The sequence below is a fragment of the Bilophila wadsworthia ATCC 49260 genome, assembly GCF_000701705.1.
In the GTDB taxonomy this organism is placed as follows: Bacteria; Desulfobacterota; Desulfovibrionia; order Desulfovibrionales; family Desulfovibrionaceae; genus Bilophila; species Bilophila wadsworthia.
This window is the reverse complement of record NZ_JNJP01000023.1, coordinates 18,223-38,454: the sequence shown is the minus strand read 5'-3', so window position 1 is coordinate 38,454 and position 20,232 is coordinate 18,223. Positions and strand designations below refer to the sequence as shown.

The following is a 20,232-nucleotide window of genomic DNA, read 5'->3' as shown; positions in this document are numbered from 1 at the left end:
ACCGCTACTCGCTCTTAGACATTCTCAGGTTCTACAACCCAGACGTTGCCGTCGGCGGCCCAAACTTCCCGTGCCGTCTTCAACTCGCCGCGGCGGGCCAGATCGGAAAGGACCAAACTCAGCCGACGCAGATTGGCATCCCAGTCCTCAGCGGCGATGCACAGCACCAGGTTCCTGTTTTCGATAAAGACTTCAAAGCCCTTGGCCGCGCTCACTCGAAACAGGGAAACGCTGGCCATGTTCACAGGCAGGTGCGCGGCCTGAAACGCGCGGGAAAGCTCGTCCATCTGGGGAAGCAGTTCCTCGCCGCCGGGCAGGATCTCCAGCGTCGGCAGCGACAGGAAATTCCCCACATTCACGGGCGCGATGATCTGCCCCCTGTTGTCCGCATAGTACAGGACGCCGTCTTTGAGCATCCAAAATGCGGGGATGCGTTCCCGGATGCGGATCTCAAACGCATCCGGCAGGCGGCGCTTCACGGCCACGGACAGCACCCACGGATTGTCGCGGAGGCCCTGCTCCACGTCCGCGATGTTGACGGTCAGGCTGTTGACGCCCGATTGCAGGTTTGCGGCCTTGAGCACTTCCTCGCGCGAAAAATGGGTCGTGCCCCGGATTTCAACGCGCTTGATGGCGAAGAACTCGCTGGTCGTCGCCATGCGGTGCAACTGAAGGCCGCCCACACCGAGCCCGACGAGCAGCGCCGCCCCGAGCCCAAGGCCAAGGGTCCAGCTGAGGGCCGACTTCACATGGGCGAAAAACGATCCGCCTCCCGAAGAAGGGGCTCTCCGCTGCGGGCTGGTGTAGCTGTTGCGGGCGGGACGCCTGTTGTTGCGCTTCGACGAACTCAGAATACCCACAATTTCACTTCCGTCTGCAATTGGATCCCAAACCGTTCCCATACGGCGCTCTGCGCCGAACGGATGAGCTCAAGCGCGGCGTCCGCGCTGCCCTTACCTTCGTTGACCAAAAAATTCGCATGGATCTCGGAAAAGCACATGCCTCCGAGCCGCTTGCCCCGGAATCCGGCCTCGTCAAGCAGCTTGCCCGCCGACGTCCCTTCCGGGGGGTTTTTAAAGACGCACCCCGCGCTCCACGAACGGACCGGCTGCACCCGCAGCTTGCGTTCGATATTGTCGCGCAGGGCCGTGCGTATCGCTTCCGGTTCCGCCGGGCGCAGCGCCAATACGATACCGGAAATCGCAAACCACGGCTTCCCGCCGTCCCTCAAACCGAAAAAACGGTATTCACAGCGCACGTCCTCACGTCCCAGCGTCCGAAAGCCACGGTCCGGGGAAAACACATCCACGCTGCGCAGCACCGTGCCCATGTCCATCCCGTGCGCCCCGGCATTCCCGGCCACCGCGCCGCCCACGTCGCCCGGCACCCCGGCCATGCCTTCCAGCCCGGACAAGCCGTGTTTCATGCACCAGACCAACAGGCGGGGCAGCTTTACGCCCGCGCCGACCCGTACGAGCCGCAATCCGCCGTCCTCGCCGATCACGGCGGGCGCTTCGTCCATGCCGCAGCGGACGAGCACAACGGGCAGCTCGCCATCGGCGGCGAGGATATTCGTCCCGCCGCCAAGCATGGCCACGCGCCCCCCGATCCGATCCGCCGCCTCGGGCAGCGTTTCCAGATCCGCGGCGCTTTCAAACGTGGCGAGTGCCAGCGCCCGGCCCCCCAGGTGCAGGGAGGTCAAAGAAGCCATGCGCGGCGACGCAACGATCCGTACCATCGGTTTTCCTCTTTCCCGTTTGTTTCGCAGGAGAACGACTCTGTTGAATATTATTTTTTACAGGGAACTAAGCCCGTTCACCTGATAAAAGGCCACTTATCGGGGCACGCGCCCCCTTTTGCGCCTCAAGCCTTCAGAGCGGAAAGGATGCCTCCGGCGGCAAGGGGCCGACTGCCCCTTGACCCCGTCCGGGGGGCGAGCGCCCCCCGGCCCCCGGCAGTACCGGAAACGCCGCTGCGTTCCCGATTTTCACAACAATCTCTCCCGGTGCCGTACAACGGGACTCCCGTCGCGCAGCCTCCCCACCAGTCAACGTTTTTGCGGGTGGGGGGGCCGGGGGAGGACGCTTTTTGCAAAAAGCGCCCTCCCCCGATGGATCTTCTACTCCAACGCGAGGAAACGCGGCCCGACAGTGGTCACATTGCCCGCGCCGATAGTCAGGAACAGATCCCCGGGCTTGAGGATATCCGGCAACGCGGCAACCATCTCATCAAAATTCTGAAAATAGCTCACGTCCGCGTCCGACACCTGCCGGATGCCCTGCGCAAGGTTCTGCCCGTTCACGCCGGGGATGGGCTTTTCCGACGCGGGATAGATTTCCGTCAGCAACAGTTTGTCCACCGTACCGAGCACATGACAGAATTCGCCGAACAGCGCCTGTGTCCGCGAGAAACGGTGCGGCTGAAACGCCACCACAACCCGGCGATCCGGGTAGGCAGTACGGGCCGTCGCCAGCGTCGCGGCGATTTCCACAGGATGGTGCCCGTAGTCGTCCACGACAAGGATGTCGTTTTTTTCGCCCTTGTGCTCGAAACGCCGCCCCACCCCGCCGAAACGGGCCAATCCCTCGATGCAGAAATGCGGCTCGATGCCGGCATCCAACGCCACGCCGATGGCGGCAAGCGCGTTCAGGATGTTGTGGCGGCCCGGCTGACGCAACGTCACCTCACCAAGCTCTTCGCCCTTGATGAAGACCTTGAAACGGTTGATAACCCCACACTCCAGCACTTCCGCCCGGATGTGGTTGCCGGAGCCAAACCCGTAGGTCACGACGGGACGCTTCACGCGGGGCAGCAGACGCTCCACGCCGGGGTCGTCGCCGCACACGACGTTCAGCCCGTAGAACGGGATCTGGTTCATGAAACTGACGAACGCCTCGTCGATGGCTTCCTGATTGCCGTAGTGATCCAGATGGTCGCGGTCCACATTGGTCACGACGTTGATGATCGGCAACAGGCAGAGGAACGAGCCGTCGGATTCGTCGGCTTCGGCGATCAGATACTCGCCCTGCCCCAGCCGGGCGTTGGCCCCATAGGCGTTGATCCGTCCCCCGATGATGACCGTCGGGTCAAGGCTGGCGGCGTCGAAAATGGCGGCGGTCAGCGAAGTCGTGGAGGTCTTGCCGTGTGTCCCGGCAATGGCGATCCCGGTCCGCAGGCGCATAAGCTCCGCCAGCATCTCCGCACGGGGAATCACCGGGATGCCCTTCTGGCGGGCGGCGACCACTTCGGGATTGTCTTCCGCAACCGCGCTGGACTTTACCAGCACGTTGACGTCATCCACATTCCCGGCGGCGTGCCCGATATGGATATCCGCCCCGAGCGAGCGCAGGCGCTGAACCACGGGGCCGTCCGCCATGTCCGAGCCGTGCACTTCATAGCCGAGATTCAAGAGCACTTCGGCAATACCGCTCATGCCCGAGCCGCCGATGCCGATCATATGGATTTTCGTAAACTTGGTACGCATCATCGTTTCCTTTTTCAGCTCTGACGGCACAGCGCAAGAACGCCCTGCGCCACTTTGGAGGCGGCATCGGGACGCGCGCAGGTGTGCGCCATCTGAGACATCGTGCGCAGCGTGCCGGGGTCCAGCAGCAGGTTGATGAGCATCCCCCCGGCGTCCAGATGCGGGAGGTCTTTTTCCGCCACCAGCAGCGCAGCCCCTTGATCAACCATAACCTGAGCGTTGTATGTCTGATGATCGTGAGTCGCATAGGGGAAGGGCACGAGCACGGCGGGTTTTCCGGCTACGACCAGTTCGGCCACGGACGTCGCCCCGGCCCGGCACAACACCAGATCGGCCCACTGATACGCCGCGGCCACATCTTCGATAAACGGCGTCACGCCCGAAGCGTCGACACCGTGCGCCCGATACCCGGCAAGCACGCGCTCCAGATCAAAAGAGCCGGTCTGATGCCGGATTTCGATCCCGGCCTTCGTCAGCCGTTCCAGGCTGGCGAGGATCACGGAATTGACGGCTTTTGCCCCCTGGCTGCCGCCCATGACCAATAGACGGCGGGTACCGGGATGCCCAACAGCGTTTTTCCCGGACTCCACGATCGCCTCGCGCACGGGGTTGCCTGTGAGCTGGCTCTTTTTCGCGTCAAAAGCCCCGGTCACGTCCGGCAGAGACAGGAACACCCGTTTTGCCAGCTTCGCCAACATGCGGTTGGTCAGGCCCGGCATGGCGTTTTGCTCGTGCACCGCGATGGGAACGCCGGAAAGCTTGGCCGCCACCAGCGACGGGAAGGAGGCATAGGCCCCGAAACCGATCACGGCGTCGGGCCGGAAGTCCTTTACGATAGCCCTAGCCATGAACACGGCGCGGAAAAGCCCCCACAGCGCGCCCACGGAACGCAGGCCGCGCCCGAGCACGCCGCGCACGGGCAACCCCCGGAACTCCAGCCCGGCCTGTTTCGCCAGCTTGGCCTCGGAACCGTACTGCGAACCGACGAACAACAGCTCGGCGCCTTCGCGCCGCAACTGTTCCGCCACGGCCAAAGCCGGAAAAATATGTCCACCGGTTCCGCCGGTGGTCAGAATGATCCGAACGCCCATATCCTTTCCTGTCACCGCGCCGTGCGGGAAAAATTCAGCAGCAAGCCGATGCACATCATACTCGCAAGCAGGCTACTGCCGCCGTAGCTCAAAAACGGCATAGCCACCCCCTTGGGCGGCGCCATTCCCATAACCACGGCCAGATTGAGCGTAGCACCGATGGCCAGCACCAGCGTCACGCCGAAAGCCGAAAAACGATCGCGCAGATCCGACTGCCCCATGATGATCTTGTAGCAGCGCATGAACAGCATGGCGAACAGCACCATGATCAGCGTCATGCCGAAAAAGCCGAGCTCCTCGCCCACCACCGCCATGATAAAGTCGTTGTGCGCTTCGGGCAGATAGAACATCTTCTGCGAACTGCCGCCCATGCCCACGCCGAAGAAGCCGCCGGAGCCGAGCGCGTACAGGGACTGCACAAGCTGATACCCCGCATTCTGGGCATCCGCGAACGGATCGAGAAACGCCACCAGACGCCGGGCGCGGTACGGTTCAAAGATGATCAGGGCCAACGCGCCAGCCAAGCCCACGCCGATGGCCATAAACAGATAAATAAACCGGGTCCCGCCGATCAGGCACATAAAGAACAGGATCAGCGAAAGCACCACGGCCCCGCCGAAATCAGGCTGGGCCAGCAGCAAAAAACAAAATAGGGCCGTCATGGCGAACGGCGGGATAATACCTTTGCTGAACGTCTTCACCAGCTCCTGCTTGGTGCTCATGAAGTAGGCCAGGTAGAGGGCAAGCGCGATCTTGGCGAACTCCAACGGCTGGATGGAGAAGAATTTCACCGAAATCCAACGCTGCGCCCCGTTGACGCGCGCGCCCAGCGGACTCAGGGTCACAAACAGCAGCATCAGTACAAACAGCAGGAACGGATACTGGAGTTTGTACAGGATGTGGCGCGGCACAGCCGCAAGAACCCACATTACAACCCCGCCTATGACGGCATAAATGAGCTGACGCTTGAAAAAGAAATACTTGTCTCCGTTGATGCGTTCCGCCACCACGCCGCTGGCGGAGAGCACCATAAGCAGGCCGATGCACAACAGCATAAGGAACAGCGCAATCAATCCCCAGTCGTATTGGCCGACAGGGGCGCTCTCCTGCGTCGGACGGAATCCTGACGAGGGAACACGGCGACGGGCCATTGTCATGCGAGCACCTCATGGACGACGCGCTTGAAATCTTCGCCGCGCCGCAGGTAGTTGGGATATTGGTCATAGCTGGAACACGCCGGAGCCAGCAGCACCACATCGCCTTCATGAGCCAGCGCGGGCTGGCCGTCCTTGCCCGCCACTCGGCGCAGCGCCTGCTCCAAGGTGCGATCCCACGTCACGGGCAACGTATCCCGCCACGCGGGTTCGAACCGTTCACGGCTTGCCCCGAACAGAGCGACGCACCGGGCATGTTCCTTCAGAAGCGGGCACAGGCCCGGCAGATCCCCACCCTTGAACTTGCCCCCGGCGAGCAGCACCACAGGCCGATCGAATGACGACAGCGCCACCCGCAAGGCTTCCACGGTCGTACACTTGGAATCGTTGACGTACTGCACGCCGTTGATCTCGGCGACTTTTTCCAGCCGATGCTCCAAGGGCTGGAACGCGGCAACGGCACGGGCCGCGGCTTCCTCGGTCACGCCGAATTCGCGACAGGCCAGCCATGCCGCTTCGGCATTGCAGCGGTTGTGCGGGCCCATGAGCTGCATATCCGGGAAACGGTCCGATTCCGTATAATGGATTTTCCGCGCCTTGATTCCGTACTTCCCGGCAAGCTCATCCATGCCGTCCTGCAGCACAGCGAGATCCGTCTCCGTCTGGTTGGCAAACAGGCGCATCTTGGCGCTGATGTACTCGTCCATGTCCTTATGGAAGTCGAGATGGTTCTCGCTGATGTTCAGCAGGATGCCCACGCGCGGGTGCAGCGTCGAACAGGTCTGCAACTGGAAACTGGACAATTCCAGCACCACTACATCCGCCTTCTCGCCGGACAGGATATATTCGGACAGCGGCGTGCCGATATTGCCGCCCGTAAACACCGTAAGCCCTTGTTCCTTCAACATGGCCGCGCACAAGCTGGTTGTCGTGGTCTTGCCGCTGGTCCCGGTCACGCCGAGCACCGGCTCGCCGGAAAGCTGGCGCCATGCCAGTTCGGTTTCGGCCATGATTTCCGGCGGGGTGCCGTCGGGCAGAAATTTGCTGATGACCGCAGCGGCCACACCGGGGCTCGGCACGACCAGCTTCGCATCCCGGAACTGGCTCGGGGAATGTTCGCCGCATACGATTTCCACTCCCGCGGACTCCGCCCATTCCGCGAAATCAGCCGGGATGCGATCCAAAGAGCGATCCAGCAGCCGCACCCGCGCACCAAGCTTGTGCAGCAGTTTGGCGGCGGCCACGCCGGAAACCCCGGCTCCCACAACAACCGCGAGGTCGCCCGGTTTCACCGCCGGTGCAGGCTTCGTGAACATTTCGTTTGCAGCTTTCATCATGACTCCAGAATGATGCCTCCGGCGGCAAGGGGCACCGCCCCTTGATCCCGCCGGGGGGAATGATCTCCCCCGCCCCCCCTCGAAGCCGCCGTGAACCGTTTTCTACGAAATCGGTTCAAATGGTTCCGAGCGCGCCGGGAAGTTCTCTCTTCAATTGATTCGGGAACAATTTTCCCCTGCCTCATCGCCAAACGCTTTGGAGGGGAAAGGAAGCCGAAGCAGGCGGCCTTTCTTCAAAGCCGTAAAGGGAATGTCTTCCCGGGTCATCTCAACTTCAATGCCGACAGCGCGATCAGCCCGAGCATCACGGAGATGATCCAGAACCGGATGATGATCTTCGATTCCGGAATGCCTTTCATTTCATAGTGATGGTGCAGCGGGGCCATGCGAAAAATGCGCTTCCCGCCCGAGGCCTTGAAATAGCTCACCTGCAGAATCACGGAGAGGGTTTCCGCCACGAACAGGCCGCCCACGATGAGCAGGAGCAGTTCCTGCTTGCAAAGCACCGCGAGAAAGGCCAACACGCCGCCGAGCCCGAGCGACCCCACGTCGCCCATGAACATCTGGGCGGGATAGGCGTTGAACCAGAGGAACCCAAGCCCCGCGCCAGCCAGCGCACTGCAGAAAACAGCGACCTCGCCCACCCCGGAAATGTATTCAAGTTGCAGGTACTGGGCGAACCGCACATGCCCCGTGATGTAAATATACACCGAAAACACCAGCCCGGCGACGACCATCGGGCCGATAGCCAGCCCGTCGAGCCCGTCCGTCAGATTCACCGCGTTGGAAGTCCCCACCATGACCAGCATGGCGAACGGGATGTACCAGTACCCGAGATCCGGGTTCAGGGTCTTGAAGAACGGGAACGCCAGCCGCGTGGAATAGGCCGGTTCCGACACCAGCAGGAGCATGGCGATCCCGGCCACCAGCATCTGACCGGCAAATTTCGCGCGCGGGCTGAGACCTTTGTTCTGATGGTGGGATACCTTCATAAAGTCGTCGATGAACCCCACCGCCGAGAACCCGATGAACACCAGCATGGTCATCCATACATAGGCGTTGGTCAGGTCCGCCCACAACAGCACGCTCACGCTCACCGCGAACACGATGAGCAGGCCGCCCATCGTGGGGGTCCCGGCCTTGCACTGGTGCGCCTTCACTTCCTTGAGGATTTCCTGACGGCACTTGATGGCCTGCAGCCAGCGGATGAAATAAGGCCCGACGAGGATACTCACCGCGAGCGCCGTCACAAGCGCCCATGCGGAGCGGAAGGTGATGTATTTGAAAATGTTGAGGATGGAATAGTCAACGCTCAACGGATACAGCAGGTTATACAGCATGGGGTTCTCCCGCCTGTGCCTCCGTAAAGGCTCTGACCAACGTTTCCAATTTGTTCGAACGTGATCCCTTGAACAGGATCACGCCCCCACCGCTGCCGAGATCACAGGCGGCAAGGCCCTTGAACATATCCTCGGCGGACGTCACCGGGCAGAATGCGCCTCCGTAACGTCCGGCGTGCAACCCGTCTTCAAATTCTTCTAGGTGCCCGCCCTTCCAGCAGACAAGGCGGGGCTTGATATCCGCCACAAGGCGGCCCAGATTGCGGTGCTCATCCTCGGAAAGCGAACCGAGTTCGCCCATTTCGCCGAGCACGCACACAAGGGGCCTGTCCGCGTGATCCCCGGCCATTTCAGCGGCGGCCTCCAACATCCGGGAAAAAGACAACGGGTTGGCGTTGTAGCTGTCGTCGATGACCAGCCAATCCCCGGCCCTCGAACAGGCAAAGCGCTGTTTCGGCAACGCGGCCCCGGCGAATCCGGCGGCGATTTCCTCGGCGCCCAGCCCCAGGCGGTGCGCCACGGCGGCTACGGCAATGACGTTTTCCGCACCGAACGCCCCACGGAACGGAGCCTCCACATCAATGGAAACGCCGTCCAGCCACAGCCGGAACAGCCCTTTGTCCTCGCCCGCCGGTACGACATAGGCCGCACGGTAATCCACTTGGCGCCCCGAGGTGGAAAAGAAGACCAATTCCTGCCGTACGGCACGGGCTTCGCGGGCGAGATCGGGATAATCGGCGCTGATGATCGCCGTCCCGCCGGGTGCGAGGTGCGCAAGAAGTTTCGACTTGTAATGCGCCGTCCCCCGATCGCCAAGGCCGGCGGCATGGCCCGGCCCAACATTGAGGATCAGGGCAAGATCCGGCTCAAGAATGGCCCCCAGTTCGTCCATATCATTGGGGTGGCTGATGCCCGCCTCCATGACCCAAAACGCTTCCTCGCCGGTCGCCGCCAACATGGACAGAGGCAGGCCGATCTGGTTGTTCAGGTTCATGTGCGTCTTGGCGGTAGGCCCGCGGCGGCTCAGGACCTGCGCGAGCAGTTCCTTGACCGTGGTTTTGCCCGCCGTGCCGGTGAGCCCGATCACCCGGGTCTCGCCGAGGCGCTCGCGCCAGCAATGCGCCAGCTTCCCAAGCGCCTTGACCGTATCCTCAACAAGGATGAGCGGGACGGGCGGCACGGCATCGAACGGATTCCGGGATACCAGCAGCGCGGCGGCCCCGGCTTCGATGGCCTTAACCGCAAAATCGTGCCCGTCGAACGTTTCGCCGGGGATGCAGACGAACAGAGAGCCGGGCTTTACCGCACGGCTGTCCGTGCCCACGCCTTCCACGATGCCGCAAGGCGCGGCTCCCGCCACGGCGGAACCGTCCACGGCGCGGACAATCTCTTCAAAACTCAGGCGCATCCCAGAATCTCCCGGACGGTTTGCTGATCGCTGAACGGATGTTTGACATCGCCGATCTGCTGCGTGCTCTCGTGCCCCTTGCCCGCGATGAGCAGGGCGTCGCCGGGGTGCAGGAGCTCAAGGCCCTTTTCAATGGCCCGGCGGCGATCCGGATCGGCAAACACTTCGGCGGCACCGGAGAGGCCGGGCATGACGTCGGCCATGATCGCCTCAGGCTCCTCGTGGCGCGGATTGTCGGAGGTAAGCACGGCCACGTCGGACAACCTGGCCACGGCTTCGCCCATGAGCGGGCGCTTGGCGCGGTCGCGGTTGCCCCCGCAGCCGAACACGGTGACGATACGCTTGAAGCCCGCCCCACGCAGCGCGTTGAGGACGTTGATCAACGCGTCGGGCGTATGCGCATAGTCCACAAAGACATCGAGATTCTGCGGATTGAGGATGCGCTCCAAACGGCCCGGCACGCCGCAGAACGTTTCGAAACAACGGAACGCTTCGGGATCGAGGCCGAACCCGAGGGCGACGGCCTGCACGGCAAGCAGATTTTCCGCATTGTAATTGCCTACCAGCGGCGACGTGAATTCCCATTCGCGGCCTTCAAAACGAGCGTGCAGGCGCAATCCGGCGGTCGTACTGGAAAGGACTTTCCCCTCAAGGTAGCGCCCGGAGGCACCGGAGGCCGTCAGGCCAAAACCGATGGCTTCGGGGGCCATGCCCGCCAGACGGGCCCCCCACGGATTATCCGTGCCGATGGCCATCACGCGATCCGCGAAAGGTTTGCCGTCCCCATCAAGGAACAGCTTGGCCTTTGCCTTGAAATACGTTTCCATATCGTGATGGTAGTCAAGGTGATCCTGCGTCAGGTTCGAGAACACGGCCCCGCCGAAGCCGACGCCCGCGACGCGGTTCTGATCCAGCGCGTGCGAAGAAACTTCCATGAAGGCCATGTCCACACCGGCGGCACGCATGTCGGCCAGCATGGTGTGCACGTCGAGGCAATCCGGAGTGGTCATGGGCGCGTCCTCATGATGCCCCGGCCAGCGATAGGAAACCGTACCGAGCACGCCGGTCTTCTTCCCCGCGGAGGCGAACAGATGATCGAGCAGATAGGTCGTGGTGGTCTTGCCGTTGGTCCCGGTCACGCCGACCACGGGGAACGGGAGAGAGGCCGTGCCGTACCGGGCGCGGGCCAACAGCCCAAGGGCCTGGCGGGGATCGGCACAGTCGACGACTTCCGCTTCGCCGCAGTTCCCGGCGGATTCAGGGCGACAGACCACGTACCCGGCCCCCCGCGCCACGGCGTCGGCAATGAACTGAGAACCATCAGCACTGCTGCCGGGCAGAGCCACAAAAACACAACCGGGGGTCGCCTTGCGGGAGTCGATGCACAACTCCATCCCCTGCGCGGCCACGCGGGATTCCAGTAACGAAAGCGGATACATTCCCATTATTCCTGCTCCGAAAGCCAAAGAACGCATGACGTGGGGGCCGAATCCTTCCCCGCCCAACGCACGCCCGGTTCCGGCGTTTGTCGTACCACTCTTGAACCATTGCCCTTGATGACAGGGACAAGCCCCTGCCGGGCAAACATTTCCACAGCCCGCCGCACGGACTGCCCCACCACGTCCGGGACCGTTCCCGAATCCCGAACCGGCAACGCCGTCTTCTTCGTCGCCAACTCGCTGCGGTACTCGCCGAGCACGGTCTTTTCCTTGCTCCCCCGCCGCACCGCACGGGCGCGGGCCCGGGCCTCGGCCTTTTCCTGGGCCTTGATCTGCGCAGGGGTCAGCGCGCCGGGGTCCGGCAGCGAGCCATGATACGCCATGACCCGCGACGTCACGGACTTGAACACCGGTGCCGCGATCACGCCGCCGTATTTCACTTTCGACGGTTCGTCAATAAAAATGACCACCAGATATTGCGGTTTTTCGGCGGGCACGAGCCCTACGAACGACGCGGTGCGCTCTCCGCCATATTTGCCGCGAAACGCCTTCTGCGCCGTACCGGTCTTGCCCGCCACGGAGACGCCGGGGATGGCGGCACGCTTGCCCGTGCCCTCATCGACGACCTCACGCATCATGGAAAGCACTTCCCGCGTGGTGTTCTTGGAAAAAATACGCTGGTCCCCTCCGCCCACATCGTCGGTGAGAACGATCCGCAGGGGTTTGTACACCCCTTCATTGGCAAGCGTCAGATAGGCCTGCGCCATCTGGAGCACCGTGACCGAAAGGCTCTGTCCGAATGAAGAGGAAATAAGGTCGGCCTCGCTCCATTCGCGCGCCGGGCGCAGGATGCCGCGGCTCTCGGCGAGCTGGACGCTCGTGCGTTCGCCGAAGCCAAGCCGGGAAAGGTAACGCTGGTACTTGACCGCGCCGAGCTCCAGCCCGATTTTGCCGCAGCCGATATTGCTCGAGTTGGCGAGGATCTTCGCCACGCTCTGGATGTTCTGTTTCGGGCGGCTGTCGTCCCGGATGGTAATGTACCGGCTTTTCCACAACCCGTTTTCGCAATTGAACGTGGTATCGCGGGTGACGACCCCTTCCTGGAGCGCCGACGCGATCAAAAACGGCTTGAACGTGGACCCCGGTTCCAGCGCGTCCTGCGCCAGACGGTTGCGGTACTCGCTCGGACGGTACTGATTATAGGAATTGGGATTGAAAAAGGGGAACTGCGCCCAGGCGAGGACATCGCCGGCGGCCACATCCACCACAAGCACGCCGCCCCATTTCGCGCCGAACTCGGTGACGGCCTTGGAGATTTCCTCCTCGGCGATGGACTGCACCTGCAAATCGAGGGTCAGATGCACATCCTCGGCGGGCTGCGCCTCATAATTGCTGTTCACGTAGAATTCACGGCCCGAAGCATCGCGCCGCACGGCCTGACGCACGGAAAGGCCGCCAAGCTGCTCGTCAAACGAACGCTCAATGCCTTCAAGCCCCTTGCCGTCCATACCGACGAAACCGAGCAACTGGCCAGCCACCTGACGGTAAGGGTAAATACGCTCGAATTCGCGGGACAGCTCGACGCCCGTAAGGTCCGCCTGCCGGATGGCCTCGGCCGTGGCGTCGTCCACGCGGCGGGCAATCCAGACAAAGCTGCGCTTTTTTTCCAGCAGAGGTTTGATCTGATCGACCGGACGCCCGAGCACCCCGGCCAGCGTCGTCGCCGTGGCCTCTATGTCCGTGATGATGCTCGGATTCGCGTATACGGAACAGCACTCCACGCTGCGGGCGAGGATATGGCCGTTGCGATCGGTGATCATGCCGCGGGGCATGGCCACGGTTTCGGCGGCCATATGCTGCCGCCTCGCGCGTTCGGCAAGAAAGGGACCTTCCCAAAGCTGGACATACCCGGCCCGGACCCACAGCGCACCCCACACAACGAAAAAAAGCACCGCCACCGTACGGAACCGGACGCTGTTCCAGTCAATGGACGCAAACCATGCGCGAGGCCCGCCTTCCGAACGACGTCGGTTGACGGCCTGCGAAGAAGCTTGTCGAGTCGTGCGCTTGCGCGCGCCCAGATATGCCATAGAAACCTGACCCCTGGCCCGCTCGGGCGGAGGCTATTGTACCCCGGCTTCAGGCCCCGGATCGGGCATCCGCCGAATCTGACCGGGTTTGGCCTCGCTCATGCCGAGCTGGATGGCTTTACGGCGCAGTACATGCGGAGCCAACAGCCTATCCCGTTCCACTTCAAGTTTGGTTTTGAGGACGGCGCGCTGCTCCACCTCATTCCTGAGCTGACGGATGGAGTATGCCTTATCCGTACGCTCAATGCTGAGCCACACCAGCGCGAGCCCCATAAGCAGGCTCAACAGCAACGAAATGATGAAGGCCAGCAGCCAGCCGCTCGACGACATCTGGCTCATGCCCGCTCCCGCCCTTCACGCCCGTGCCGGGCCAGGCGCGCGGCGCGCTTGGCTTCGTACCGCAGGCGCGCGGCCTCTTCGCCGGAGTCCTCATCGGCCTGACGGGCATGAGGATCCAGTTTTTCCGCCACACGCAGCTTGGCGCTGCCCGCGCGGGGGTTGAGCATGAGCTCCCGTTCGGAAGGGCAAACGGGCTTCGGGGTCACAAGCAGGGCTTCCGGCGCATGATGGCACACGCACACGGGGATGTGCTTGGGGCAGATGCAGCCCTGCGCCCATGCCTTCATGCGGTGTTTCACCACCCGATCCTCCAAGGAATGGAAGGAAATGACCGCGACGCGCCCGCCCGGCTTCAACCGGCCGAGGATGGCGTCGAGGAACCGTTCCAGTTCGCCGATCTCGTCGTTGACCGCCATGCGCAGCGCCTGAAACGTGCGCGTGGCGGGGTGGTTCCGGGCCTTGGCCCGCCATGCCGCCGGATAGGCGCGCTCCACAAGAGCCGCCAGTTCCCCGGTGGTTTCGATGGGCTTGCGCACCCGCGCCTCCACGATGGCCCGCGCGATACGCCCGGCCTGCGGATCTTCACCGTAGCGTTCGATGATGTCCTTCAGATCCTCAAGCTTGGCCCGATTCACAAGGCGGCTCACCGGCAGTTCCTCGGAATCACGGTCCATGCGCATATCGAGGGGCCCATCGGAGCTGAAGCTGAAACCGCGTTCCGCCGAATCGATCTGGAGCGAAGAGACGCCGATGTCGATGAGGGCCCCGTCGACGGCATCCCAGCCGATCCCGTCCAGCGCCGCTTCGAATTCACTGTAGCGGGTGTGCACGAGATGGACGCGATCCCCGAACGGAGCCAGACGGATACGCGCAAGCTCAAGGGCTTGCCTGTCCCTGTCCAGACCGCACAAAAAGCCCTCGCCACCCGTACGCTCCATGATGGCAAAGGAATGGCCGCCCATGCCGACCGTGCCGTCGAGATAGCGCCCGCCCGCTTTTGGGGCCAGCGCGTCCACCGCTTCGTTCAGCAATACGGAAATGTGTACGGATTCAGGAGAAGGCATGGAAGTATCGGAATTCATTGGTTCGTTTCGTCCTGCTGCAAAAGCATAGCCGCCCCTGCGGCCGACGTGTTCCGGCTGCACGTCATAAACAGCGTGTCCGGGGATTCTTAAAAAGAGAAGTCGATGCCGCTTTCAGCCAGTTCATCGGCCACATCGTCAAAATCCTGTGAGAGCAGAGCCTTGAACCGGGCCTGATCCCATATTTCAAACTTGTCGCCCTGTCCGACCACGACGGCGTCGTGTTCGAGCCCGGCATATTCCACATGCGCGCGGGAAAGGCGTATCCTGCCTTGCGCGTCAAAGGATTGATCCTCCGCGCCGCCGAGCACCAGACGGCGAAAGTCCCGGATTTTCCTCGAACTGTTCCGGAGACGACCAAAACGCTCTTCCAGTTCGTTCCAGAGGGGTGAGGGATAGCCGACAAGGCAGCCGTCATATGTCGTCAGCACAAATGTACCGTCCGCTGAAGCCGCCGTCAGCGCATCCCGAAACTCCGGGGGGAGCATCAGGCGGCCTTTGGCATCAAGGCTTCTATAGGACTGTCCGCGAAACAACATATCCGGCCTCCGGGGCCCTTTTGTCAGGATACTCCACTTTTTCCCACTTTCCCCCACTTTGTCGTCCATTCCACCCACCTTGTCAAGAGGGTGACAAATGTATAAAACCATATGTAATTATTTATTATACAAAATATTTTACCCGTTACGAAAGCGGCCCCGGCGTCCGTCACGGGCTTTCTCATTCCCACCGGAACGCCGAAAACCTCGGCGCTTCCTCGTCCGGCGCGCTCCGGGCCGACCACATGCGCGGCCTCTCCGCATCTTTTCCTTCCTGAAAAAAGAGGCTAGTTTCTGCCCCATGCCGACGAAGCGGGACCGTCCCGTGCCGCGCCGGCGGGACGCCGCCCGGCGTCCATCACCCAACCCACCGCAAAGGCATGATAATGCGCTTCCATTCTTTCGACGACGTACAAGATCATCTCGACGCCCTCGGGCTCTTTCACATGGACTTCGGCCTTGACCGGATGCGAAACGCGTTGGACGCGCTGGGGCTGCTCACACCCCCGTTCGTGACCGTGCAGATCGTCGGCACCAACGGCAAAGGCTCCACCTCCACCTTCCTGTCGTGCGTCGCCCGCGCGCATGGGCTGAAAGTCGGCCTCTACACCTCGCCGCATTTCGTCACCCCGCGCGAACGTATCCGCATCAACGGGACGATGCTGCCCGCGGACCGCTGGCCCGTGCTGGCCGACCGTGTCATGGAAGCGGCACCCAACCTGACTTATTTCGAATTCCTCACGGCCCTCGGCCTGCTCGCCTTCGCCGAAGCGGGAGTGGATCTCGTCGTCATGGAAGCGGGGCTTGGCGGCCACTACGACGCCACAACGGCCATGCCGGTACAGGCCGTCTGCTTCACGCCCATAGGCATGGACCACGAAAAAATCCTCGGCCCTACCCTGACGGACATCGCCTCCGACAAGTCGCAGGCCATGCGCCCCGGTGTCCCGGCCTTCACCGCACCGCAGGAAGCCGAGGCTCTCGACTGCCTTCTCCGCACCGCACAGGAAAAAGGCGCGGAACTCCGTGAAACGGCCTCGCTCCCGTTTCCGCAATCCGCCCTCGGGCTCGCCGGGCCGCACCAGCGCGTCAATGCCCGGCTGGCCATCGCCGTATGGGACTGGCTCGCCGATCAGCACCATTGGCCCAATATGCCCGAAACCACCGCCAAGGGGCTGGCTTCCGCGCACTTCCCCGGACGGTTCCAGCGCATCCCGGCCTGCAACGGCCTGCCGCCCCTGATCCTTGACGGCGCGCACAACCCCCACGGCCTGCGTGCGTTCGAAACGGCAGTCCGAGATGCGGACATCCAGCCCGCCGCCGTCATCTTCTCCTGCCTTGCGGACAAGGATATTTCCGACATGCTGCCGTTTATCCGCCGCATCGCCGGGGACGCGCCACTGTTTGTCCCGACGATTCAGGACAACGAGCGGGCCATGAACGGTGAAGAACTCGCAAAACTCCTTGCCGAAGGGCGCGGGCCAGCCATCACGCAGCCGACCCAGCGCCTGAGCCTCGCCCTGAAAGAAACGGCCTCCTTCGTTCCCGCCGAAGATGCGGACAGGCACCCCGTCCTTTTGTGCGGCTCCTTGTATTTGCTCGGCGAGTTCTTTAACCTTCACCCGCAAACGCTGGAGCAGGAGCTTGTCTAGCGAGAAGGGGAAAAAGGAATAGAGAATTGGGGAGGGGGGAGAAATTTTCTGGAGAAAGTTTCTCCCCCCTCCCCAACCCCGCCAACGCGGCCCGCCCCCTTCTCTTCAAAGACTGTTGTGTTTATCGAATCCCTGTTCGCAGCCATCCCTAGGAGCAGGATATTTATTATAATGATGCCTCGTTCGAAGTTCATCCCGCCGGATGCGGCATCAGAGCAGGTGGGAAGAGCCTTCCTACAGTGGACGCATCCTCCCACACTTTTCGCAGGAAAAAACATGAACAACCTCTTTCGCTCCCTGCCTTCGGTCGACGCCTGCCTGAGCGGACTGGAAAACGCCGCGCCCGTACTGTACGCAACGACGCCCCGCCCATTGCTCCGGTCGCTCACCAACGCCTTTCTGGACGGCTGCCGCAGAGACATCAAGGAAGGACGCCTTACGGATTCCGGACAGCTCGGCTTGGACGCCCTGCTCCCCCGGCTCGCCGCCTTCGCGGAAAAAGAGGCCGCACCGCGCTTCCGCCGCGTGCTCAACGCCACCGGGGTCGTCATCCATACCAATATGGGCCGCTCCGTCCTCGCGGACGAGGCCGTGAACGCCATCCTCAAGGCTTGCCGGGGGTACTCCAACCTTGAGCTGAACCTTGCCACAGGGGAACGCGGCAGCCGCTACAGCCACGTTGAGGAACTGCTCTGCACGCTTACGGGAGCCGAGGCCGCCCTTGTGGTCAACAACAATGCCGCCGCCGTTCTGATCACGATGGACGCGCTCTGTTCCGGCGGCGAAGTCGTGGTCGCCCGGGGGCAGCTTGTGGAAATCGGAGGCAGCTTCCGCATTCCTGACGTCATGGAACGCAGCGGAGCCACCCTGCGCGAGGTCGGATGCACCAACCGCGTCCACCCGCAGGACTACGAAAACGCCATCAACGAGCGCACGGTCGCCCTCATGCGCGTCCATACGTCGAACTACCGCATCGTCGGCTTCCATGCGGACGTGCCCGTTGAAGAACTCGCGGACATGGCGCACCGGCACGGCCTCCCGCTCATTGAGGATCTGGGCAGCGGCAGCTTCCTCGACTTCACCGCAGCCGGGCTGCCCGGCGAACCTACCGTGCGTTCGGTGGTTGCCGCCGGCGCGGACGTGGTTACCTTCTCTGGTGACAAAGTGCTCGGAGGCCCGCAGGCCGGGATTATCGTGGGCACGAAGGCGATCATCGAGAAAATCAAGCGGAACCCGCTCAACCGGGCCCTGCGCGTCGACAAGATGACCCTCGCCGCCCTTGAGGCCACCCTACGGCTGTATCTGGACGAGCAGCTCGCCCGGAAGCGCATCCCCACGGTCGCGATGATCACCGCAGCGCCGGACGAACTCAAGCGCCGGGCCTCGCGTCTGGCTTCCCGCCTCCGCAAGGCGTGCGGGGACAAGGCCGAAATCCGGCTGGCGCGGGGAGAATCCCGCGTCGGCGGCGGCTCGTTCCCCGAGAACGCGCTGCCGACAACGCTCGTGCGCGCCGTACCCACGGGATGCACGCCGGAATGCCTCAAGCAGCGCCTGCTCGAAACCGTTCCGCCCCTAATCGGACGCCTTGAGGATCATGCCTTCCTGCTCGATCCGCGCACGCTGGCCGACGAGGAACTGCCCATGGCCGCCAATGTTATCGCGGCTGCGCTGAATCAGGCGTGAGCACAATAGCGGCCTACCCGGACACGGCTTCATGGATAAGGCCCCGGACTCTCCCGCACGGAAAGGGGGAGCAGGAAAACCATATCACGACGTTCCAAACCATAAAGGATAGCATACATGAGCAACGAATTCGATTTCGACACCAAAAACGGCTGGACACACTACGCCGATGCGGCAAGCCAGGAACAGATGGACGTGCTGGCCACCCGCTACATGGATTTCCTCTCCCATGCGAAAACCGAACGCGAAACCGTGGATCTCGTGGTTGAAGCATTGAAGGCTGCCGGATTTTCCGAAGATTTCAAGAAGGATCTCGTGTTCCGCACCTATCGGGGCAAGGCCGTCTTCGTGGCGCGCAAGGGCAAGAAGCCGCTCGCTTCGGGCGTGCGCCTCATCAGCGCCCACACCGACGCCCCGCGCCTTGACTTCAAACAGCGCCCACTTCAGGAACAGGTGGGTATCGGGCAAGCCAAGACCCATTACTACGGCGGCATCCGCAAATATCAGTGGCTGGCCCGGCCTCTCGCCCTGCACGGCGTGATCATCAAAGAGGACGGCACGTCCATCAAGGTCGTGCTGGGCGAGGACCCCGGCGATCCGGTGTTCACCATCGCTGACCTGCTGCCGCATCTGGCACAGAAGGAAGTCACCAAGACCGTGGCCGACGCCTTTGACGCGGAAAAGCTCAACGTGATCCTGGGGCACAGCCCGCTGCCTTCCGCTTCCGATACGGACGAAACCGCAAAAGAACAGAAAGATCCGGTCCGGGCGAACATCCTCGCCCTCCTCAACCGTAAGTACGGCATCCGCGAAGAGGATCTGATGTCCGCCGAACTGCAGGCCGTGCCCGCCGGCCCTGCGCGCTACGTCGGCCTTGATGCCGCCCTTATCGGCGGCTACGGTCAGGATGACCGCGTCTGCGTGTTCACCGCGCTGTCCGCTTTCTTGGACGCGCAAGCTCCCGAACACGCCAATTGCCTGATCTTCTGGGACAAGGAAGAAATCGGCTCCGAAGGCTCCACAGGCGCGCAAGGCCATTTTCTTGAGTATTGCATGGAGGATCTCACGGAAGCATGGGAACCGGGAACCAAGGTCCGAGACGTCTTCCAGAACTCCACGGCCGTTTCCGGCGACGTGCACGCGGCCACCGATCCCGATTGGCAGGAGCTGCACGAAAAGCTCAACGCCTCGATCATCGGGCACGGCCCCACGTTCTGCAAGTTCACCGGCTCGCGCGGCAAGTACGGGGCCAACGACGCCCACCCCGAGTACATCGGCTGGCTGCGCGGCGTGCTCAATCGGAAGAACATCCCGTGGCAGATGGCCGAACTCGGCAAGGTCGATCACGGCGGGGGCGGTACGGTAGCCCTCTATCTCGCGGCCTACGGCATGGACACCATCGATCTCGGCCCCGCCGTCCTCTCCATGCACAGCCCCTTCGAGCTGCTTTCCAAGGCCGACCTCTACTCTACCAAGCTCGCGTATCAGGCCATTTTGGAAGCGTAAGCCGAATGCCAAGACTTTGGGGAAGGGAAACGTTCTGAAAAAGGGTGAGCCCACGTTTCCCCTCCCCAAACCTGCCAGCGCGGCTCGC

The 20,232-nt window shown here is 62.6% G+C and carries 16 protein-coding genes; 3 read left to right on the top strand and 13 right to left on the bottom strand.

Going from position 1 to position 20,232, the window contains the following annotated elements; all coding sequences use genetic code 11:
- Nucleotides 1-14 precede the first annotated feature (14 nt).
- The 13 genes from T370_RS0109850 to mraZ all read right to left on the bottom strand — a co-directional run bounded on the left by T370_RS0109850 (nt 15) and on the right by mraZ (nt 15,303).
- Complete coding sequence (locus tag T370_RS0109850) at nt 15-860, bottom strand: cell division protein FtsQ/DivIB (RefSeq protein WP_248604243.1); 846 nt, start codon at nt 858-860, stop codon at nt 15-17.
- On the bottom strand, nt 848-1,738 hold the full coding sequence (gene murB / locus T370_RS0109845; protein ID WP_029435616.1) for a UDP-N-acetylmuramate dehydrogenase: 891 nt from the start codon (nt 1,736-1,738) through the stop codon (nt 848-850). The genes T370_RS0109850 and murB overlap by 13 nt, the downstream gene beginning before the upstream one ends.
- Before the next feature lie 381 nt (nt 1,739-2,119).
- Nucleotides 2,120-3,484, bottom strand: coding sequence for a UDP-N-acetylmuramate--L-alanine ligase (gene murC, locus T370_RS0109840; RefSeq protein WP_016360771.1), 1,365 nt, complete (start codon nt 3,482-3,484; stop codon nt 2,120-2,122).
- A gap of 14 nt (nt 3,485-3,498) precedes the next feature.
- Complete coding sequence (gene murG / locus T370_RS0109835; RefSeq protein ID WP_029435615.1) at nt 3,499-4,575, bottom strand: undecaprenyldiphospho-muramoylpentapeptide beta-N-acetylglucosaminyltransferase; 1,077 nt, start codon at nt 4,573-4,575, stop codon at nt 3,499-3,501.
- Between the two features lie 11 nt (nt 4,576-4,586).
- Entirely contained in the window at nt 4,587-5,732 is a 1,146-nt protein-coding gene (ftsW, locus tag T370_RS0109830; protein ID WP_029435614.1) for a putative lipid II flippase FtsW, read from the bottom strand.
- On the bottom strand, nt 5,729-7,066 hold the full coding sequence (gene murD / locus T370_RS0109825) for a UDP-N-acetylmuramoyl-L-alanine--D-glutamate ligase (RefSeq protein ID WP_407712044.1): 1,338 nt from the start codon (nt 7,064-7,066) through the stop codon (nt 5,729-5,731). Before murD ends, ftsW begins: the two co-directional genes overlap by 4 nt.
- Before the next feature lie 263 nt (nt 7,067-7,329).
- Nucleotides 7,330-8,406 (bottom strand): phospho-N-acetylmuramoyl-pentapeptide-transferase, encoded by a 1,077-nt coding sequence (mraY, locus tag T370_RS0109815; RefSeq protein WP_005025962.1) that lies wholly within the window; start codon nt 8,404-8,406, stop codon nt 7,330-7,332.
- Nucleotides 8,396-9,814: a UDP-N-acetylmuramoyl-tripeptide--D-alanyl-D-alanine ligase gene (locus T370_RS0109810; protein ID WP_029435612.1), complete on the bottom strand. Its 1,419-nt coding sequence runs from the start codon at nt 9,812-9,814 to the stop codon at nt 8,396-8,398. Before T370_RS0109810 ends, mraY begins: the two co-directional genes overlap by 11 nt.
- Nucleotides 9,805-11,259 (bottom strand): UDP-N-acetylmuramoyl-L-alanyl-D-glutamate--2,6-diaminopimelate ligase, encoded by a 1,455-nt coding sequence (locus T370_RS0109805; protein WP_016360768.1) that lies wholly within the window; start codon nt 11,257-11,259, stop codon nt 9,805-9,807. The genes T370_RS0109810 and T370_RS0109805 overlap by 10 nt, the downstream gene beginning before the upstream one ends.
- Nucleotides 11,259-13,343, bottom strand: coding sequence for a penicillin-binding transpeptidase domain-containing protein (locus T370_RS0109800; RefSeq protein WP_005025955.1), 2,085 nt, complete (start codon nt 13,341-13,343; stop codon nt 11,259-11,261). The genes T370_RS0109805 and T370_RS0109800 overlap by 1 nt, the downstream gene beginning before the upstream one ends.
- A 33-nt stretch (nt 13,344-13,376) precedes the next feature.
- Entirely contained in the window at nt 13,377-13,682 is a 306-nt protein-coding gene (locus T370_RS0109795) for a hypothetical protein (RefSeq protein WP_005025953.1), read from the bottom strand.
- The gene (gene rsmH, locus T370_RS0109790; protein ID WP_029435611.1) at nt 13,679-14,764 is read right to left on the bottom strand and encodes a 16S rRNA (cytosine(1402)-N(4))-methyltransferase RsmH; all 1,086 of its coding nucleotides are present in this window, start codon (nt 14,762-14,764) and stop codon (nt 13,679-13,681) included. Before rsmH ends, T370_RS0109795 begins: the two co-directional genes overlap by 4 nt.
- Before the next feature lie 89 nt (nt 14,765-14,853).
- Nucleotides 14,854-15,303 carry a division/cell wall cluster transcriptional repressor MraZ gene (gene mraZ / locus T370_RS0109785; RefSeq protein WP_029435610.1) on the bottom strand — a complete coding sequence of 150 codons (450 nt, stop codon included), beginning with the start codon at nt 15,301-15,303 and terminating at the stop codon, nt 14,854-14,856.
- 386 nt (nt 15,304-15,689) lie between these two features.
- Here mraZ and T370_RS0109780 point away from each other — a divergent pair, with 386 nt between their 5' ends.
- From T370_RS0109780 to T370_RS0109765, 3 genes are all read left to right on the top strand, one after another.
- Entirely contained in the window at nt 15,690-16,955 is a 1,266-nt protein-coding gene (locus tag T370_RS0109780) for a bifunctional folylpolyglutamate synthase/dihydrofolate synthase (protein WP_029435609.1), read from the top strand.
- A 276-nt stretch (nt 16,956-17,231) separates the two neighbouring features.
- Nucleotides 17,232-18,638, top strand: coding sequence for an L-seryl-tRNA(Sec) selenium transferase (gene selA / locus T370_RS0109770; protein WP_029435607.1), 1,407 nt, complete (start codon nt 17,232-17,234; stop codon nt 18,636-18,638).
- Between the two features lie 117 nt (nt 18,639-18,755).
- A complete protein-coding gene (locus T370_RS0109765) occupies nt 18,756-20,144 on the top strand; it encodes an aminopeptidase (protein ID WP_029435606.1) in 1,389 nt (462 codons plus the stop codon).
- Nucleotides 20,145-20,232 lie beyond the last annotated feature (88 nt).

What these genes read in the sequence shown, in the direction of transcription:
- murB (WP_029435616.1), bottom strand. Translation starts at nt 1,738, where the DNA reads ATGGTACGGATCGTTGCGTCGCCGCGCATGGCTTCTTTGACCTCCCTG.
- murC (WP_016360771.1), bottom strand. Translation starts at nt 3,484, where the DNA reads ATGCGTACCAAGTTTACGAAAATCCATATGATCGGCATCGGCGGCTCG.
- murG (WP_029435615.1), bottom strand. Translation starts at nt 4,575, where the DNA reads ATGGGCGTTCGGATCATTCTGACCACCGGCGGAACCGGTGGACATATT.
- ftsW (WP_029435614.1), bottom strand. Translation starts at nt 5,732, where the DNA reads ATGACAATGGCCCGTCGCCGTGTTCCCTCGTCAGGATTCCGTCCGACG.
- murD (WP_407712044.1), bottom strand. Translation starts at nt 7,066, where the DNA reads ATGATGAAAGCTGCAAACGAAATGTTCACGAAGCCTGCACCGGCGGTG.
- mraY (WP_005025962.1), bottom strand. Translation starts at nt 8,406, where the DNA reads ATGCTGTATAACCTGCTGTATCCGTTGAGCGTTGACTATTCCATCCTC.
- T370_RS0109810 (WP_029435612.1), bottom strand. Translation starts at nt 9,814, where the DNA reads ATGCGCCTGAGTTTTGAAGAGATTGTCCGCGCCGTGGACGGTTCCGCC.
- T370_RS0109805 (WP_016360768.1), bottom strand. Translation starts at nt 11,259, where the DNA reads ATGGGAATGTATCCGCTTTCGTTACTGGAATCCCGCGTGGCCGCGCAG.
- T370_RS0109800 (WP_005025955.1), bottom strand. Translation starts at nt 13,343, where the DNA reads ATGGCATATCTGGGCGCGCGCAAGCGCACGACTCGACAAGCTTCTTCG.
- T370_RS0109795 (WP_005025953.1), bottom strand. Translation starts at nt 13,682, where the DNA reads ATGAGCCAGATGTCGTCGAGCGGCTGGCTGCTGGCCTTCATCATTTCG.
- rsmH (WP_029435611.1), bottom strand. Translation starts at nt 14,764, where the DNA reads ATGAATTCCGATACTTCCATGCCTTCTCCTGAATCCGTACACATTTCC.
- mraZ (WP_029435610.1), bottom strand. Translation starts at nt 15,303, where the DNA reads ATGTTGTTTCGCGGACAGTCCTATAGAAGCCTTGATGCCAAAGGCCGC.
- T370_RS0109780 (WP_029435609.1), top strand. Translation starts at nt 15,690, where the DNA reads ATGCGCTTCCATTCTTTCGACGACGTACAAGATCATCTCGACGCCCTC.
- selA (WP_029435607.1), top strand. Translation starts at nt 17,232, where the DNA reads ATGAACAACCTCTTTCGCTCCCTGCCTTCGGTCGACGCCTGCCTGAGC.
- T370_RS0109765 (WP_029435606.1), top strand. Translation starts at nt 18,756, where the DNA reads ATGAGCAACGAATTCGATTTCGACACCAAAAACGGCTGGACACACTAC.